Annotated in this window: 15 protein-coding genes; 10 read left to right on the top strand and 5 right to left on the bottom strand. The window is 72.5% G+C overall.

Going from position 1 to position 16,643, the window contains the following annotated elements; genetic code table 11:
- From AB0K00_RS48115 to AB0K00_RS48105, 3 genes are all read right to left on the bottom strand, one after another.
- Positions 1 to 199: hypothetical protein (locus AB0K00_RS48115; RefSeq protein WP_363536683.1), on the bottom strand; the 199-nt coding region annotated here is incomplete at its 3' end.
- On the bottom strand, positions 196 to 1,221 hold the full coding sequence (locus AB0K00_RS48110) for a MoxR family ATPase (protein ID WP_363536680.1): 1,026 nt from the start codon (positions 1,219 to 1,221) through the stop codon (positions 196 to 198). The genes AB0K00_RS48115 and AB0K00_RS48110, both read right to left, overlap by 4 nt.
- A gap of 21 nt (positions 1,222 to 1,242) precedes the next feature.
- Positions 1,243 to 2,430 carry a toll/interleukin-1 receptor domain-containing protein gene (locus AB0K00_RS48105; protein ID WP_363536677.1) on the bottom strand — a complete coding sequence of 396 codons (1,188 nt, stop codon included), beginning with the start codon at positions 2,428 to 2,430 and terminating at the stop codon, positions 1,243 to 1,245.
- A 261-nt stretch (positions 2,431 to 2,691) separates the two neighbouring features.
- On the opposite strand from AB0K00_RS48105, the gene AB0K00_RS48100 reads away from it, so the two are divergent.
- Complete coding sequence (locus AB0K00_RS48100) at positions 2,692 to 3,414, top strand: alpha/beta hydrolase (RefSeq protein ID WP_363536674.1); 723 nt, start codon at positions 2,692 to 2,694, stop codon at positions 3,412 to 3,414.
- Between the two features lie 111 nt (positions 3,415 to 3,525).
- Here the strand turns inward: AB0K00_RS48100 and AB0K00_RS48095 are convergent, their stop codons facing one another.
- A complete protein-coding gene (locus tag AB0K00_RS48095; protein ID WP_363536671.1) occupies positions 3,526 to 4,230 on the bottom strand; it encodes a hypothetical protein in 705 nt (234 codons plus the stop codon).
- Between the two features lie 92 nt (positions 4,231 to 4,322).
- On the opposite strand from AB0K00_RS48095, the gene AB0K00_RS48090 reads away from it, so the two are divergent.
- The 3 genes from AB0K00_RS48090 to AB0K00_RS48080 all read left to right on the top strand — a co-directional run bounded on the left by AB0K00_RS48090 (position 4,323) and on the right by AB0K00_RS48080 (position 12,644).
- Entirely contained in the window at positions 4,323 to 5,462 is a 1,140-nt protein-coding gene (locus AB0K00_RS48090; protein ID WP_363536668.1) for an NAD(P)/FAD-dependent oxidoreductase, read from the top strand.
- A gap of 169 nt (positions 5,463 to 5,631) precedes the next feature.
- The gene (locus AB0K00_RS48085) at positions 5,632 to 7,071 is read left to right on the top strand and encodes a hypothetical protein (RefSeq protein WP_363536666.1); all 1,440 of its coding nucleotides are present in this window, start codon (positions 5,632 to 5,634) and stop codon (positions 7,069 to 7,071) included.
- Positions 7,068 to 12,644, top strand: a complete 5,577-nt coding sequence (locus tag AB0K00_RS48080; protein ID WP_363536663.1) for a hypothetical protein — start codon at positions 7,068 to 7,070, stop codon at positions 12,642 to 12,644. Before AB0K00_RS48085 ends, AB0K00_RS48080 begins: the two co-directional genes overlap by 4 nt.
- Here AB0K00_RS48080 and AB0K00_RS48075 read toward each other — a convergent pair.
- Entirely contained in the window at positions 12,595 to 13,062 is a 468-nt protein-coding gene (locus tag AB0K00_RS48075; RefSeq protein WP_363536660.1) for a fibronectin type III domain-containing protein, read from the bottom strand. The two genes, AB0K00_RS48080 and AB0K00_RS48075, sit on opposite strands and share 50 nt — an antisense overlap.
- A gap of 290 nt (positions 13,063 to 13,352) precedes the next feature.
- On the opposite strand from AB0K00_RS48075, the gene AB0K00_RS48070 reads away from it, so the two are divergent.
- From AB0K00_RS48070 to AB0K00_RS48045, 6 genes are read left to right on the top strand one after another with little or no spacing between them, the layout of a single operon-like run.
- Positions 13,353 to 13,784, top strand: a complete 432-nt coding sequence (locus AB0K00_RS48070; protein ID WP_363536657.1) for a YbaB/EbfC family nucleoid-associated protein — start codon at positions 13,353 to 13,355, stop codon at positions 13,782 to 13,784.
- A 1-nt stretch (position 13,785) separates the two neighbouring features.
- A complete protein-coding gene (locus AB0K00_RS48065) occupies positions 13,786 to 14,118 on the top strand; it encodes a type VII secretion target (RefSeq protein WP_363536654.1) in 333 nt (110 codons plus the stop codon).
- A gap of 10 nt (positions 14,119 to 14,128) precedes the next feature.
- A complete protein-coding gene (locus AB0K00_RS48060; RefSeq protein ID WP_363536651.1) occupies positions 14,129 to 14,830 on the top strand; it encodes a hypothetical protein in 702 nt (233 codons plus the stop codon).
- 5 nt (positions 14,831 to 14,835) lie between these two features.
- Positions 14,836 to 15,441: a hypothetical protein gene (locus AB0K00_RS48055; RefSeq protein WP_363536648.1), complete on the top strand. Its 606-nt coding sequence runs from the start codon at positions 14,836 to 14,838 to the stop codon at positions 15,439 to 15,441.
- A gap of 45 nt (positions 15,442 to 15,486) precedes the next feature.
- Positions 15,487 to 15,822 carry a hypothetical protein gene (locus AB0K00_RS48050; RefSeq protein ID WP_363536645.1) on the top strand — a complete coding sequence of 112 codons (336 nt, stop codon included), beginning with the start codon at positions 15,487 to 15,489 and terminating at the stop codon, positions 15,820 to 15,822.
- A 6-nt stretch (positions 15,823 to 15,828) separates the two neighbouring features.
- The gene (locus AB0K00_RS48045) at positions 15,829 to 16,629 is read left to right on the top strand and encodes a metallophosphoesterase (protein WP_363536642.1); all 801 of its coding nucleotides are present in this window, start codon (positions 15,829 to 15,831) and stop codon (positions 16,627 to 16,629) included.
- Positions 16,630 to 16,643: the final 14 nt, after the last annotated feature.

Below are 16,643 nucleotides of genomic sequence, written 5' to 3'. Positions count from 1 at the left end.
CCGGCGGCGCGGATCCGTCCGCGGGCGCGGCCCGGGCCGGCGCCGGGGGCCGGGCGGGGAGGACGTCGTAGCCGAGGCAGCGGGCGATCGCGGCGGCGCGGGCGTCGTCGCCGCCGAGCTGTCCCCAGGCCGCGACCACGTCGGCAAGGCCGACGTCGGCGACGATGCCGTCCCGGGGGTGCGGCGCCGGGACCGTCATCGCACGGTCCGGTCCAGGGTGCCGGCGTCCTTGCTCAGCACCAGGCGCTCGATCTTCGACCACAGGCCGGAGGTCACGTCGACCCCGAGCGCCCGGCACGTCACCAGGGCGTCGAGGTACTCCGCGGTGCTCGGTGGTCTCCGGCCGGCGGCCACGGCCTGCGCCGCCAGCTCCTCCAGCCGGCGGGCCAGGGCGTCGAGCAGCTGCTCCTCCAGCGAGGTGGCCGCGATCCCGACCTGCGCGAGGTGCCGCCGCCCGATCTCGACGAGCCGCGGCCGGTCGGGCCGGGGCAGCTCGTGGACGATGCACCGGCGCAGGAAGGCCGGGGGCAGCTCACGCTCCTCGTTGGTGGTGATGACGACGAGGTTCGGGGCACCGGCCACGCCGTCCGTCGCCGGCGCCAGCCGGACCAGCGTGCCGGTCTCCGCGACCTGGAACTCCGTCGAGCCCAGCGGCACCAGCAGCCCGTTCGGCACGTCCGGATCCGCCTTGTCGATCTCGTCGAGCAGCACCACCGCCCGGCCGGCGGCTCGGGACGCGTTCACCTCGGCGAACGGCTCCTCGGCGGCGCGCACGCCGGCCTGCCCGCCGCGCTGCCGGGCGGAGGCCCGGTCGAAGGCCCACCACAGCACGCCCGGCTCCACGTATTCGTGGTCACGCAGCGCCGGGTCGCCGGCCGCCCGCCCGGTCGCGTCCGCCAGTCGCCGCACGGTGTCGTAGGTGTACAGCAGGTCCCGCGCCCGGGTCCGGGACGTGATGACGTGTTCGTAATACCGCCAGCCGAGGTTGCGCGCGACGAACGCCGCGAGCGACGACTTCCCGGATCCGGGGACGCCCCGCAGCAGCAGCGGCCGCCCGGTCGCCAGCGCCACGTCGAGCGCGATCACCAGGTCCTCGGTCAGCACGTAGACCGCGCCGTCGCGGCGGTCCGGAGCCGCGGCCGGTGCCGCGCCACCCGCCGGGACGGCGGCGTCGACGAGCGACGGCAGCAGCGACCTGTACACCGTGCCGGACGGCTCCATCCCGCATCCCTCAATTCCTCGTCAGCCGCTCCAGGGCAGCGCGACGGACCGCATACCCTGGACGTGGTCGAGCAGGTCCGCCTCGTACCGCTCGGCGAGCCGCACCATCACCTGCGTGTCGACCTGCCCGTCGACATGATCGCTCAGCACCAGCAGCACGTTGGACTGCCACTCCGCACGCAGCCGCTGGATCAGCCGCTCGACGGTCCGCCGGGCGACACCGTCGGCGCTCACCACGACGGCCACGAGCAGCCGCTGCGCGGCCAGGAACGCCTGGCCGGGCGGCTGCGGCATGCCCAAGCGCTGGGCAAGTGCCCGGCGCGCGTCGGCGACGACCGACTCGACGGTCTGCTCGGTGCCGACCGCGCCGGCGTAGATCGTGATCAGATGCGGCGAGCAGTAGCTGGCCCGGCGGACCAGGACGGTCGCGGTCTCCGGCATCGACGCGTTCACCACGACGGCCTGCCGCGGGTCGGCGTGCATCGCGGCCCAGACCGGGCCGGCGACCTCAGCGCGCACGTACCCCGGCACGACGTCCTCGACCAGCTGCCGCAGGTCGACCCCTTGCCCGCGCAGCGTCGCCAGCGCGGCGTAGGCGCCCTCGGTGCTGCCGTGCAGCAACGCGTGGGCCAGCGTCTCGCGACCGTCGTCGAGGTCCGTGTCCTCGCCCGGCAGCAGCAGGCTCGCCGCCAACCGGACCACGTCGTCGTCGGCCGCCCGCAGCATCCCCTTGACCCGCACCGTCCAGCGGGCCATCTCCTCCGGCACCGCCGGATCGTCCCGGCCGAAGCGGTCGGCGACCGCCGCCACGACCTCCTCGACGTCCCGCCCGTGCGCCGACTCGAACTGGTACTCCTCGAGATACAGCGCGGGAAACGCCTGCTGCACCTCGTGCTCACGCACCGTGCCGAGCAGCACCGGGACGAGCCGCAGCCGCGAGCTCAGCGAGCCGCGGAAGCACAGGATGGTCGCTTCCTTGCGCACCCACGGCGATTCGAGCGCCTCGGGCGTGAGCAGCAGCACCGCGCCGACGCAGTTGACCAGGTGCCGGTAGATCTCGGCCCGCCAGCGGTCACCGGCGCCGAGCCGCCGCTCGTCGAGCCACGCGTCCAGCCCCCGTTCGTCGAGCGCGGCCACCAGCCGGGTGCGCAGCTCCGTCGCGTAGGCGTCGTCGCGGGAGCTGTGGCTGATGAACACGCTCGGGCGCATCAGCGCTGATCCGCGCCGGGGGTGTACCGCGCAGGCCCGCGAGATCTCCGCATGCCCCGGAATATAGCAACGACGCGTCCATCCACGGGATACACAACGTCATCGCCACGCCGGAGGGCCGTCGACGGCCCGCCTGCCGGCCGACTTGACGGTCACTTGACGGCGCGGCGTCGCGCGGCCGACGTGTTTCAGTCCCTGTCCACAACCGGGTTCTAGCGTCGGTCTCGAGGGCACGTCAGGACCTGAGGAAAGAGGAACACCATGGTGGCTGGACAGACGACGCCGACGATCGTGCTCGTGCACGGTGCGTTCGCCGACAGCAGCGGCTTCGACGCGATCATTCGGAGGCTGCTGGCCGGCGGGTACCCAGTGGTCGCCGCACCCAACCCGCTGCGCGGGATCGCCGCCGACGCGGCCGGTGTCAGGGCCCTGCTGAACAGCATCGAGGGCCCCGTCGTCCTCGTCGGGCACTCGTACGGCGGTGCGGTCATCTCGGCCGCCGCCACCGGGAGCGCGCACGTGCGGGCGCTGGTCTACATTGCCGCGTTCGTGCCGGGCACCGGTGAGGCCGTCGGCGAGCTGGTCGTGCGGTTCCCCGGCAGCACGGTGAACGACTCGCTGAAGGCGGTGCCGCTGCCCGGCGGACAGGTCGACCTGTACATCGATCCGGCGGTCTATCACTCCCGGTTCGCGGCCGACGTCCCGGCCGACGATGCCGCGGTCTACGCGATCGCGCAACGTCCGGCCGCCGCGGCCGCATTCGGGGAGCCGGCGGCCGGACCGCAGGCGTGGCACACGATCCCGAGCTACGACCTGATCAGCGGCGCCGACCTGATCATCCCGCCGCAGACGCAGGAGTTCATGGCCGAGCGGGCCGGCGCCGTCGTGCAGCGGGTGGAGGGCGCCTCGCACCTGGTGTTCGTCTCGCACCCGGACACCACGGTGGCGTTCATCGAGCGGGCGGCCCGCGAGACCGCCGGCTGAGGAGCGCTCAATCCGCCCGCGGGCCGGCCTGGGACAGCTTCTCGGCGAGCTGTTGCAGCCTGGCCCGCATGTGGGCGGGACCGCGTCCACCGTCAGGGTACCGGCGCCGTTTCACTCCTCGTCGCGCTCATGGCTGACGGAGGACCGAGGCCGAGGTTCAGTCCGGGCATCAATCGGGTGGCTGGTGCCGCGCAGCGGGATGCGTGCGAGCGGCTCGTGCCAGCGGTACTGGCTGCGCGCCGCGTCCTGGATGACGTCGAGGAGCCACACCGCCGCGACGCTCAGCCGCGCGCGGGACGGGCGGATCGTCTTGCGCAGGTGGTCCTGCACCTCGCCGGAGTCGCCGTCGCCGGTCGCATAGGCCAGGCTGATGTGTGGGACGCCCGGATCGTAGCGCAGGCCGTCGGCGCCGAACACCGCGCCGATCGCGGCCCGGACCCGGTCGCCGAGGACGGCGAACGGTTCGCCGGGCAGGTCCTGGTCCAGGTCGAGCACCACGCCCGAGGTGCCCGCCAGCACCGCGCCGGCGGTGGCGGTGAACGGCGCGAGCCCGCCGACGTGTTCGTGCAGGGCGCCGGTCAGCGCCGCCCGCTGGGCCTCGGTGACGTCGTCGCCGGCCCGGCCCGTGACCATCTGCATCGTCGCGTGCAGCCATGGTTCCGGCACGACGGACAGGGCCGGGTGGCCCGCCAGCACCGCGTGGCTCTGCTCCACCAGCCGTCGCAGGTCCGCGTCGGTGTCCAGGTCCGGCAGCACGTACACGTGCCAGCGGCTGGGCTCGGGCCAGGTGCGCTCGGCGGTGATGAACCGTTGCATGCGTCCACGGTAGTGGCGGTGGTGTGCAGGTCCGGCGCGGATACGGTGCACGCCGTCGTCCGGCGGCAGTTCCGGCCCTACCGTCGCCTGGTATGCAGGTAGTGGATGTGCTGGTCGTGGGTGCGGGTCTCGCCGGGCTGCACACGGCGCGGTTGCTCGCCCGGCAGGACCTGGACGTGCTGGTGGTCGACCGCCGCCGGTCCCTGTCGGCGGGGATCCGCACGACCGGGATCTTCGTGCGGCGCACCCTCGAGGACTTCGACGTGCCTGGGCACCTGCTCGGGCCCGGTGTCCGCGACGTGCTGCTCTACCCGCCGTCGCGGCGCTCACCGATCCGGCTGACCAGCGACCGCGACGAATACCGGGTGGCCGACATGGCCGGCGTCTACGAGCATGCGCGGCGCGCGGCGGAGACGGCCGGGGCGCAGGTCCTGCTGGGCGTGCGGTACGCCGGTGTCGCCGCGGGCGTGGTCCGCTTCGAGGGTGCGGAGCCGGTGCGGGCCCGGTTCGTGGTCGGCGCGGACGGCGCCCGCTCCCGGGTGGCCCGCGACCTCGGCCTGGACGTCAACCGCCGGATGCTCGTCGGCGCCGAGCTCATCCATCCGGTCGCCTCGATGACCGCCACGCCGGCGTTCCATTGTGTACTGGATCCGCGGGTCGCCCCCGGCTACCTGGGCTGGGTCATCGACGACGGCCGGCACGCGCACGTCGGCGTCGCGGGCTACCCGGGTGCGATGCGGTCCGGCGTCCGGCACCTGCTGGACGCGTTCGCCGCCGGCGCTCCCGGCCGCACGGCACCGACCGGTCCGGTCGAGCGGCGCGGCGGTCCGATCCCGGTCGGCGGTGTGCTGCGCCGGCTGGCCTGCCCGGCCGGGCTGCTCGTCGGCGACGCGGCGGGGGCGGTGTCGCCGCTGACCGCCGGCGGGCTGGATCCCTGCCTGCGCATGTCGGAGCTGGCCGCCGCCGTCGCCGCCGGATACCTGCGCACCGGCGACCAGCGCCTGCTGGACCGCTACGACGGCAACACCTTCCGGGCCCGCTTCCGCGGGCGGCTGCTGCTGCGCCGGGTGTTCGCCGGTATCCGCTCCCCCGCCGCCGCCGAGGCCGCTGTCGCCGTGCTCCGCGGCCGGCCCGGCCGCGCCCTCGCCGCCCGGGTCCTGTTCGGCGACGGTTCGTTCCCCGACGTCGACCCGCGGCCCGCCGGCCCACCGCTGAACCGCGCCCTGCGGTGACGCACCGGCGGCCGACGCCATGCAGCGCAGGCGGAGAGCCATTCAGCTTGATCCATTTGCTGGTCGGTCACTTGTATGATCGTCTCCTGTTCCGTGGCGGTCACTCAAGTAGAGTGCCCGGCGTGGCAGAGCGGCGGCATCCGTAACGCGCGGCAGGAGATGTGCCTGTATGAAGCTTGGCCTGCGGGACATGGTCGTGGTGCTTCCGGGGATCACCGGAAGTGTTCTCGAGCGCGAGGGACGCGCCATCTGGGCGCCGACTCATCGCGCGGCGACCCGGGCCGTCCTCAGGCCGACCAGCACCGTTGCGGACCTGACGCTTCGCGACGACGAGGGGGACGGCGTTTCGGCCGTCGCCGTCATGCCCGACGCGCACATGGTCGGCGGCCTGGTCAAGATCGACGGCTATTCCAGCATCGTGCAGCGCATCGAGCGCAACTTCCTGGTCGTGCGCGGGCAGCCGGGGCAGTCGCAGCCGGCAAACCTGATCGAGTTTCCGTATGACTGGCGGCTGGACAACCGGGTGAACGCCCGCCGGCTCAGGGACATGGTCGTGGGCGCGCTGCACCGGTGGCGCGAGCACGCGCAGGTGCCCGACGCGCAGGTCGTGCTGGTCGCGCACAGCATGGGTGGCCTGATCGCCCGGTACTTCCTTGAGGTGCTCGGCGGCTGGCGTGACTGCCGTGCGCTGATCACGTTCGGCACGCCGTTTCGGGGATCGCTGGACGCGGTCGGGTATCTCGCCAACGGATACAAGAAGCTCCATATCGATCTCACCTCGGCGATGCGGTCGTTCCCGTCGGTGTATCAGCTGATGCCCATCTATCCGGCTCTTCGCACGGCGGCGGGATATCGAAGGATCGGCGAGAGCGACGGGCTGCCCAACATCGACGCGGACAAGGCCGCCGACGCGCTGCATTTTCATCGGGAGATCGAGGCCGCGGTGGCCGACAACATGCGGGAGGGCGGGAGGCGCTACGGGATCCTGCCGGTTGTCGGCACCCATCAGCCCACGCACCAGTCGGCGACGCTCGACAGCGGGGTCGTGACGCTGAGCCCGCAGCCGCCTGAGGGGGTCGATCGGTTTCTTGCCGCCGACGGCATCGACGGTGACGGCACGGTGCCGATCTGTTCGGCGATCCCGATCGAGATGTCGGACATGTACGGCGATTTGTATCATGCCGGCAAGCACAGTTCGCTGCAGACCAGCGAGCACGTCCTCGGTGACCTGGTCGGGAAGTTGGCGAAGATGCAGGCGCGGCGGCTCTCCAAGGTGCGCGGCCCCGACTTCGATGCGGCGTTCCGGCGGTCCGCGCTGGCTGTCGCCGTCGACGACGAGTTCCATCCGGACGAGCCGATCGAGATCCGGGCGACCGTCGTCGCCGAAACGGCGAAACTCGAGGAGGTGTATGCCGACATCACGTGCCTCGACTCCGGCGAGCGTCGGCAGGTGCCGCTCACCGGTTCGTCTGAAGCCGGTTCGTCCGAGGACTGGTCCGTGACGCTGGGGCCGCTCGCCGCCGGCACCTACCGCTTCACCGTCACGGCACTGGGCGGCGGTGATGTCCCGGCGCCGGTGAGCGATCTGTTTCAGGTTGCCGCCCCGTGAAGGCGTGGCAACCGTGGCCGGTCGGCGACTCGTTCGGACTGGCGGGGTACGTGGTCCCCGACGTGGACGGCATGCTGCCCGGCATCGGCCGCTTCGAACTGGCGGCGGGGCCCGAGGGGTCGCTCGCGGTCGCCCGCGCCGTCTATGACCTGCTCGTCAACCAGCAGATCAGCTACGACCTGGAGAGCTACCACCCGTCGGACGGGTTGCAGGAGATCCGCACCCCCGCCGAGGTGCTGCTCGGGTCGCGGCGCGCGACCTGCCTGGACGCCGCGCTGGTGTACGCCGGCCTGCTCATGGCCTACGACCTCCTGCCGGTCGTCGTCGTGTTCAACGGGCACGCCCTGACCCTGGTCTCCCGGCGGTACGGACGGCGCGACTGGAACACGCGAGCCGGCGCCGACCGTTTCCGGGACGGGCCGGTGACGGACCCGGCGATCATCCGTTCGCTCGTGCGATCCGGTGACTTCGCGGCGGTGGAGTGCACCGGCTTCACCCGCGTGCACACCGATCCGAGCGGTGAGCTCCAGCTGGCCGCGCGGACCGACGGGTTCCTCACGTTCGACCAGGCCCTGGAGGCCGGGTTCCAGGCCGTGACGGCCGGCGCCGCGCAGCTGCGGTTCGCGGTCGACGTCGCGGTGGCGTGGTACGGGTGGCGGGTTGAGCACCGCCAGTTCCAGCCGGCGCCGCTCGCGCTGAGCGCCGCCGAGATCGACCAGTGGGTCTTTCCGCACGAGGCCGTCATGCGCGACCTTCGCGAGCGGCCGCGGCACCTGCTCAGCAGCCAGCTGGGCTTCGTCACCCCGGGCGCCGGGCACCCGGCCGCGCCGGCCAACATCCTGTTGCGCCTCGCCGCCGCCACCGACCACGGCGTGCTGCTGACCGGCCCGGCGGGCGCCGGCAAGACCCGCACCTGCATCGAGGTCGCCATCCTGGCCGATCGCGAGGGCTGGCGGGTGCTGCACGTGCGAGCGGACAGCCGGCTCACGAACGAGCATCTCGAGGCCGCGGTCCTGCGCAACCCGGCCACCCGCACCCTGCTGGTGCTCGACTATCTCGACTACTGCGGCAGCCTCGACATTGCCCAGTTCGTCGCCAGGATGATGCCGCGGGTGGCGAACGAGTCCGGCCAGCTCGCGATCCTCGCCAGTGTCCGGCCCAGCCGGCTGGGCATGCTGACGGGTCGCGGCGGGCAGGAGGTGTTCGACCAGGTGCCGCTCCGCCAGGACGACGAGCACCAGGAGACGGTTGCCGCACGCATCCTGCGCAAGGTCGCGCGGAAGGCCTTCGACACGATCGGCAAGGAGCGGCTGATCGAGATCTGCGGACGCCGGCCCATCATCACGCTGCTCATCGCGCCGGACGTCGAACGCTCCGTCCGTAACCGTGAACCCATCCGACCCGGCCCCGACCGGAGCCGGCTCACCCGCTGGCTGCACAACAGGTTGGTGCTGGACGGTCTGATCCCGACGCAGGACCCCGCGGCGGCGGCAACGCCCTTCAGCGAGCCCGAGCCCCGCCCGGTGCTCCTGGCGTGCGCCCTCGCGGCGGCGGTGTGCCCGCTGCCGCAGGATGCCGTCGAGGCGCTCATCCAACCCCTGCTGGACGGCGCACCCAAGCCGGTGCGCGCCCGCGTGCTCGTCGACATGCTGCTCGGCATGGGTTGGCTCGAGCGGGTCGGCGACGAGTTGACCGTGGCGCACGACATCGTCACCGACCAGTTCATCATCGAGGCCGTCGCGCCGCCGGCCGAGGTCCGGATCCGCGACACTGAGCTGCGGGCGCTGCTCGACGCCCTCGTCGACGCCCCGGCCGCCCTGGACCACGTGGCCGGCAGCATGGCCAGGGTGCACGCGGACCTCGCCTCGTCGGACAAGGCCGGGCAGATGGAGCGGGCCTGCGCGGAATGGATGGACCTGCACAAGTCGGCCCTGGGCAGGTCGTTCGCCGCCTCGGCGGAAGGTGGGCACGCGCTCTACACGTTGCTGCACGCGGCGCCCTGGCAGGCGCTCGTGTCCGCCGAGTGGAACACGATCGTGGAGCCCTGGCTGCAGGAGAAGCTGCAGGACGACGACCGGGTCGCGTTCCTTTCGTACACGCTGCGGGCGGTACCTGCGGCCCGCGCCCATCCGATCATCACGGCCGCGCTGGTCTGGTGCGTCGGCCACCGACACAGTGCTGACGCCGAACTCGTCCTGACGCCGCTGCTGCACCGCGAGGACCTGCTCGACGACGAGCGCGAACGCGCGACCGAGCACGCGTTGACCTGGCTGGAGACCCGGTCGGCGTCGGTGGACGCGACGTTCCTGCTGCGCGAGCTTCTCGCCCACGCGCGAAACGTCCGGCACCGGGTCCGGCGGGTCATCGCCGCCGCGGCCACCTGGCTGGCCGAACACCCGGCCGCCCCGACGGCGGACTTCGTGCTCCGCCAACTGCTGACGCAACCGACCCTCCACGGCAGCATGCTCGCGACGGTGATCGAAAACGCGCTGGGCTGGACCCAGCGGTATGCCAAGGCGACCCGGGCGCAGTTCGTGCTCAGCCCGCTGCTGGAGCGGCCCGAACTGTCCGCCGCGCAGCGCGCACAAGCGGTGGACCTGGCGCTGCGGTGGCTGGAGAAACACGGAACGATCGAAGACGCCAGCTACATCCTTCGCCCGTTGCTGAGCCGCATCGATGCAACGCCGGGTCGCCGGGCCGACATCCTCGCGGCCGCCGACGCATGGCTCTCGGCGCACGAGACACACCCGACCGCCTCGTATGTCCTGCGCCATCTGCTGCTGGTCGGCGACCTGTCCGCGACCCGCGCCGAACGTCACGTGCAGCAAGCGTTGCGCTGGCTCAACACGGACCAGTCCGAAATCGACGCGTCCTACGTGCTCAGCGCGCTCATCGCCAGTCTCCGGCCCGGCAGTAGCACCGCGCCGGCGGCCATCACCGTCGCACTGGCGTGGCTCGGCGAGGATCCGCACCGACCCCACGCGGGCTACGTGTTGGGCGAGCTGGCCCGGTCCGCGGCCCTCGAAGGCGACCAGTCCGCGGTCATTGCGGCGATCGGCGCCAACTGGCTTGACGACCACGCGCTCGATCCCGGGGCCAACTACGTCGTCCGGGCATTGCTCGAAAACCCCACCCACGCCGACCGCGCCGCGGCGGCCGGGCTCGCCTGGCTGGAGCACCACCCCGACGACCCTGGGGCCAGCTACCTCATCCGGACCCTGCTCGAAAACGCAACCCACGCCGACCGCGCCGCGGCGACCGGGCTCGTGTGGCTGGACAACCACCCCAACGACCCGGGGGTCAGCTACGTCATCCCGGCCCTGCTCGGCAACGCGACATACGCCGACCGCGCCGCGGAAGCCGCGTTCGTGTGGCTGGCGGACCACCCGAACGACCTCGTCGCCAACTACGTCGTCCGGGCGTTGCTGCCGAACGCGGCATACGCCGACCGCGCGGCGGACGTCGGGTTCGCATGGCTGGACGAACATCCCAACGTGCCCGCGTCGAACTACCTCATCCGGGCCCTGCTGGAGCTCCCGGCGCACGCCGACCGCGCGGCGGAAGTCGGGTTCGCGTGGCTGGACAACCACCCCGACGACCCCGTCTCCAGCTACCTCATCCGCGCCCTGCTGGAACTCCCGGCCCACGCCGACCGCGCCGCCGAGGCTGGGTTCGCGTGGCTGGACAACCACCCCAACGACCCCGTCACCAGCTACCTCATCCGGTCACTGCTCGAAAACGCCACCCACGCCGACCGCGCCGCGGCGGCCGGCTTCGCGTGGCTGGCCGAACACCTCGACGACCCCGTGGCCAACTACGTCATCCAGGCGCTGCTGGAAAACCCGGCGCACGCCGACCGCGCCGCGGAAAGCGGGTTCGCGTGGCTGGACAACCGCCCGAACGACCCAGCGGCCGGCTACCTCATCCGGGCGCTGCTCGAGAACCCCACCCACGCCGACCGTGCCGCGGAGACCGGCTTCGCGTGGCTGGCCAGGCACCTCGACGACCTCGCGAACAAGGCCCTCTTCGAGGGGCTTCTCGCCAACGTGACGACCGCGCAGCGGGCGGCACAGCAGGCGTTCGTGTGGCTGGATCGATACCCTGACCATCCTTCCACCACCTTCATCCTGCGGGCCATCGCGCAGAGCAGCGCACTCGCCTCGGAGCATGTCGAACAGGCCGCCGACGCCGCGTTCGCCTGGCTGGACCGCAACCCGGACCACCCGGACGAGAACCTGCTCATTCGCTCCCTCATGACCAGCGGCGGCATCAGCTCCGACCAGCGGGACTGGGCGGCGCATGCCGCGTTCGCCTGGCTTGCCGGGAACCCCGAGCACCAGCAGGTGAACCTCGTCATCCGGGCGCTGATCCGCAACCATCACCTCGACGGCAGGCAATGGGAGCGCGCCGTCGAGGCCGGATCGGCCTGGCTGCACGCCAATCCCGAGCATCCGGACGTCAGCCGGGTCATCCGTTCGTTCCTCGCCGCAGGTCCCTTCGGATCGACCCCCGCCGATCGGGCGATGATCGCCTCCCTGGGCGGCGCGGGCAGTCATCCGGACCCGACGGTCACCCGGGCGGCACAGCAGCTGCGTCGAGTCGGTCAGAGCCGCACACAGGTGGCCGAGTGGGCGGCCGGCAAGGCATTCGCCTGGATGGCCACCAATCCCGAGGACCCTGACATCAACGTGATGCTCCAGGCGTTGCTCACGAACACCGACCTCGCCGAACGCACGTCCGAGCGCGCCACCGAGGCGGCGCTGGCCTGGCTGGACGCGCACCCTGAGGATCTCAATCTGGTCCCGCTCGCCCAGGCGCTGCTGCCGAGCCGCAGCCTCATGGGACAGGACGCCGAACGGGTCGCCGACCTGGCGGTCACCTGGCTGGCGACCCGCTCCTCACCGCCGCCGGCTCCGTCCCGTGGCGTCACGCCGGGCCCCGGGGAGCGGACCGCCGACACGCTCGTCTCGTGGCTCGACGCGGACCTCAGCAGCACCACCATGAACGTCCTGATGCAGAACTTTCTCGCCAACGGCAACATCGCGGCCGACCGCATCGCGTTGGCCGCCGACAAGTGCCTCGCCTGGCTCGACCGGGACCCGGACGACCGGCTGGCCAGCCGCGTGATCCAGCCACTGCTGCTGCATGACACGCAGGCGGACCGCGCGGCCGAGGTTGCCTTCCGCTGGCTCGAGGTGCACCCCGACGACATCGGGACCTGCTACGTCATCCAGGCGCTGGTGACCAGCCCGGGCCTGCGCCCCGAGCTGCGGGCACGCGCGGCGGACGCCGCCTTCGAGTGGCTCGACACGCACCCTGATGACCCGGGCGTCGGCTTCGTCATCCGGGCGCTGCTGGCCTGCCACGAGCTCGACGAGGATCACCTGGACTGGGCCGGCGCGGCCGCGATCGCCTGGGTCAAGGACAATCCGTACGCCGTCAACACCGACGCCGTCCTCGGCGCGCTCCTGACGAACCCGGAGCTGGATCCGGAGTACACGGCCGTCGCGGCCCGCACCTGGCTCAGCGTCGGCCGCTGGTCCACCCTGCGCGGCGGCGGCCCGCTCCGCTGACACACGTCCCCGCCACGATCGACGAGGTGCCGGCGGTGGCGGTCACCGCGGTCGGTTGCAGCGGCGGCGCCCCATGGGTCACGGAGACGGGCGGGGCCGCCGCCCCGTTGCCGGCGCCGTTCGTCGCGCGGACGGTGATCCGGTACGCGGTGCCGCTCGTCAACCCACCGATCGTCGTGGTCAACGGAGCGGTGCCGGTGGTTCCGGCCGAGGTCCAGGTCGTGCCGCCGTCGATGCTCACCTGGTAGCCGGTGATCGCGCTGCCACCGGTGTCGGCCGGCGCCTGGTAGGTCAGGACCGCGGTGGTGCTTCCCGGCGTCGCGGACAGCGCGGTCGGCGGGCCCGGCACCGTTCGCGGCGTGACGGTCACGCTCACCGTCGCCCCGCCGCCGGCGATGTTCACGGCCCGCAGCAGCACGGTGTACAGCGTGCCGTTCGTCAGGCCGCGTGACGGCGCCGGGCACCGAACCGGCGACGGCGGCCCGCGCCGGTGCGGTGTGCACGACGGTGCCCTGGTCCACTATCGCGGCCGACCAGATCAAGGCTGACAATTTCGCTGAAATCACTCCCAACGAAGCCAGGGCGTCGCGGTGCCGTGCGGGACGACGCGACGCGCGCGGACATGGTTTGATGTGTGACCAGCGCGTATCCGCGTCGATGTGACCGGCGGCGCGGCGCGGGCTGAGGGCGGCGATCGAGGGGGCACACATGACGGCCGGCGTTGCTGACGGAGGTGGCGTCCTGGACCCCGGCGGGGCGATGGACCGCATTGCCGCGTGGCGTGGGCAGATCGACAAGCTGGCCGCCGACACCAAGACGATGAGCGACCGCATGCAGGAGCTGCGGGTGAGCGCCACCGACCCCAACGGGCTGGTCGAGGTCACGGTCGACTCGACCGGCGGGCTGGTCGACCTGCGACTGGGCCAGCGGATCCAGCGGGTGGACCCGGACATCGTCGCCAGGACGATCATGGCGACGATCCAGGAGGCCAAGGGTGTCCTGGCCGGCCGGGCGCAGGAGATCCTGGCCGAGACGATCGGGACCGACTCCCCCGCGGGGCGGGCGATCGCCGAGCGCGTCGGTCAGCAGCTGCGCGGCCCGGAGCAGGACCCGGGCCACTTCGGTGGATGGGAGCGCTGAGATGGGCGACTACGACACCTCGAGCGTCGACACCGGGCAGCTACGCACCCACGCACGCAACATCGAGACGATCAACGCGCGGTTCGGCGCGGTCAAGGCGGCCAGCGCGCACATCGCGCAGAACGACGCCGCGTATGGGCTGCTGTGCGGGTGGATGTCGGGCATCCTGGAGGGCCGGCACGCCCGGCAGGACGAGCTGATCGCCTACGCCGAGGAGAACCTGACCCTCGTCGCGCAGCAGCTGCGCAAGAGCGCCGACCACTACGACGCGGTCGAGGCCGACAACGCCGACCTGGTCGGCAAGGCGCACCGCGTGCTGGACCCCGGCCGGTGAGGGCGGTGCGATGACCGACGGCTCATTGATCGCGGGCGTCAACTCGACCCGGGAGGCGTGGACCGGCATCGGGCTGGCCGACAGCTTCGAGGGCCTCGTCGACGCGATCCGCAGCGAGGGCTGGGTCGACGACCTGCTGGCGGGTGCCGCGTTCGGCCTCGAGGTCGCCTCGACCGTGATCGACCCGTTCAGCGCCCTGCTGGCCAGCGGGATCGGCTGGGCGATGGAATACTTCGAGCCGCTGCGGCACATCCTGGACGAGCTCACCGGCATGCCCGACGTGGTCGCCTCGCACGCCGCCACCTGGGACAACATGGCCGCCGAGCTGCAGAGCATGGCCAAGGACCTGCAGGTGCGGCTGGGCGCCGACATGCCCGACTGGCACGGGCCGGCCGAGATGTCGTACCAGTCGCTGATGATCAACAACGTGGACGGCCTCGACGCGCTCAGCGGGATCTCGGCCGCGATGGCCGCGGCCACGCAGGCTGCCGGGAATCTGGTGGCGTTCACCCGCGACCTCGTGCGGGACCTCATCGCCGACCTGGTGGCGCGGGTCATCGTGTGGGCGGTCGAGGCGATCTTCGTCGTCACGATCCCGGTGATCGCCGCGCAGATCGCCGCCGCGGTCCTCAAATGGGGGGCGCGCATCCTGAGCTACACCTCGGCGCTCGTGACCAGCCTGACCAACCTGTCGCGGCTGGTCAACGGGTAACGGCCGTGGCGAAGCCGAAGAAGCCCAAGGGCGGCGACGACAGCACCGGCGGCGGGTCCGGACCGCGGCGGCGCCGCTCCGGGGACGTGCCCGACAACGTTCCCAGGGCACAGGAGATCGCCGGGGAGCGGTTGAACGACGGCCGTCTCGGTGGCGGCGGCAACCGCGGCGGCGGGACCACCGGCGGCACCCGGCGCAACCCGAACGTGCCGGAGGGCTTCCGCGACTTCCATGACTTCCAGCAGTACTCGACCCGGGTCCGCGACCAGATGCGGGAGCAGTACCCGGATCTGGACATGGGCTTCCAGGGCAGCGCAGTCACCGGCCGCAGCGCGGACGACGGGTCGCCGTTCGACCAGGGCCGCACCAGCGACTACGACGTCGCCATCTCCGGCGAGTCGATCTACGCCGCGGCCCGCGAACGCGGGATCGCCTTCCGCGGCGACGGCGTGTCCACCGGTCCCCTGAGCGACGCCGACCTGCACGCGCTGGGTTTGGACGACATCGTCGCCCGCGCGTCCGCGGACGCCGGCCGGCCGCTGCATCTGATGATCTTCCGGACGATGGACGACGCGGTCGCTCGCCGTCCGACCATCAGGGTATGGTTCTGACCGGTTCGGGCCACCGCCCCGACCCACGGCGAAACGGGATTTGCATTGCCAGCCATCTATGACGTGTACGGGTTCGGCGCCGACGACCTCGGCGGCGAGCCGGACGGGCTCGCCGAGGTCCTGGGCGTCGTGTGGGAAGCGCACGACAGCGACTATGTCGGCCCCCATTTCGTGGCGTCCGGGCAGCCCTTCGGCGGCGGCCGCCTGGTGCTGCAGCCCAACGACCTGCACGACAGCTCCGGCGGATATCTCCAGCTGCCGGACTTCCCCCTCGCGCGGTTCCTGCTGTTCGTCAACAAGTGCCCCGACGCCGACGGCGTGCGGGCCCGGCTCACCGCCCGGCCGCAGTGGAGGTTCCTGCAGCGCCGGGTGCTGGACTGAGCGGCGATGCGGCTGCTCGACGAGCGACCTGAGCGGCTGGCGACGATCCCCTACCAGGCGGCCGGCCCCGGCGGCGGCACCCAGCACGTCCAGCTGACCGTCGACCGGCTGCGGGTCGACGCGCTGCCGGCCGGGTGCCGTGCGCTGATCGCCACCGGCGACCTGCAGGGCGTCGCGGCGTCACCGTTCGGCGGCGCGCCGGGCCTGCTCGGCATCGCGCTCGCCGACTACCTCACCGTGTGGGCCGACGGCGGGCTGCTGCCGCCGCCGGACGAGGTCGGGGTGCTGCTGACCGGCGACCTGTACTCCGCGCCCGCCGCCGACGTCCGCGGCGCGTCCGGCGCTGTCGCCGACGTGTGGCTGGCGTTCGCCGCGGCCGGCTGCCGCCTCGTCCTCGGCGTCGCCGGCAACCACGACCAGGTGACCGCCGCCCAGGTCGCCGACCTCGGCCCCGACCTGACCCTGCTCGACGGCGACCGGCGCGCCTTCGGCGGGCACACGTTCGCCGGCGTCGGCGGGGTCATCGGCGACCCGGCCCGCCCGATGCGGCGTACCGAGAAGGACTTCCTGGCCCTCGTCAAGAAGGTCGCGGCGGCGCCGACGGACGTGCTGCTGCTGCACGAGGGCCCGGCCGGTGCCACCCCGGACCAGCTCGGCAACGCCGCCGTCCGGGGTCTGCTCGAACGCCGTCCCCCGGCCCTCACCTTCTGCGGCCACGTGCACTGGAGCCAGCCGACGGCGAGGCTCGGCGACGGCCACGTCGTCAACGTCGACGCGCGCGCGGTGATCCTGACCGACGCCGGCTGACCCCGGCGGCGCGG

It is taken from the genome of Dactylosporangium sp. NPDC049525 (assembly GCF_040676755.1).
Taxonomy (GTDB): Bacteria; Actinomycetota; Actinomycetes; order Mycobacteriales; family Micromonosporaceae; genus Dactylosporangium.
The sequence above is the reverse complement of the archived record's forward strand: the minus strand, read 5'-3'. Positions and strand labels throughout refer to the sequence as shown.

What these genes read in the sequence shown, in the direction of transcription:
- AB0K00_RS48060 (WP_363536651.1), top strand. Translation starts at nt 14,129, where the DNA reads ATGACCGACGGCTCATTGATCGCGGGCGTCAACTCGACCCGGGAGGCG.
- AB0K00_RS48090 (WP_363536668.1), top strand. Translation starts at nt 4,323, where the DNA reads ATGCAGGTAGTGGATGTGCTGGTCGTGGGTGCGGGTCTCGCCGGGCTG.
- AB0K00_RS48065 (WP_363536654.1), top strand. Translation starts at nt 13,786, where the DNA reads ATGGGCGACTACGACACCTCGAGCGTCGACACCGGGCAGCTACGCACC.
- AB0K00_RS48085 (WP_363536666.1), top strand. Translation starts at nt 5,632, where the DNA reads ATGAAGCTTGGCCTGCGGGACATGGTCGTGGTGCTTCCGGGGATCACC.
- AB0K00_RS48110 (WP_363536680.1), bottom strand. Translation starts at nt 1,221, where the DNA reads ATGGAGCCGTCCGGCACGGTGTACAGGTCGCTGCTGCCGTCGCTCGTC.
- AB0K00_RS48105 (WP_363536677.1), bottom strand. Translation starts at nt 2,430, where the DNA reads ATGCGCCCGAGCGTGTTCATCAGCCACAGCTCCCGCGACGACGCCTAC.
- AB0K00_RS48070 (WP_363536657.1), top strand. Translation starts at nt 13,353, where the DNA reads ATGACGGCCGGCGTTGCTGACGGAGGTGGCGTCCTGGACCCCGGCGGG.
- AB0K00_RS48095 (WP_363536671.1), bottom strand. Translation starts at nt 4,230, where the DNA reads ATGCAACGGTTCATCACCGCCGAGCGCACCTGGCCCGAGCCCAGCCGC.
- AB0K00_RS48100 (WP_363536674.1), top strand. Translation starts at nt 2,692, where the DNA reads ATGGTGGCTGGACAGACGACGCCGACGATCGTGCTCGTGCACGGTGCG.
- AB0K00_RS48045 (WP_363536642.1), top strand. Translation starts at nt 15,829, where the DNA reads ATGCGGCTGCTCGACGAGCGACCTGAGCGGCTGGCGACGATCCCCTAC.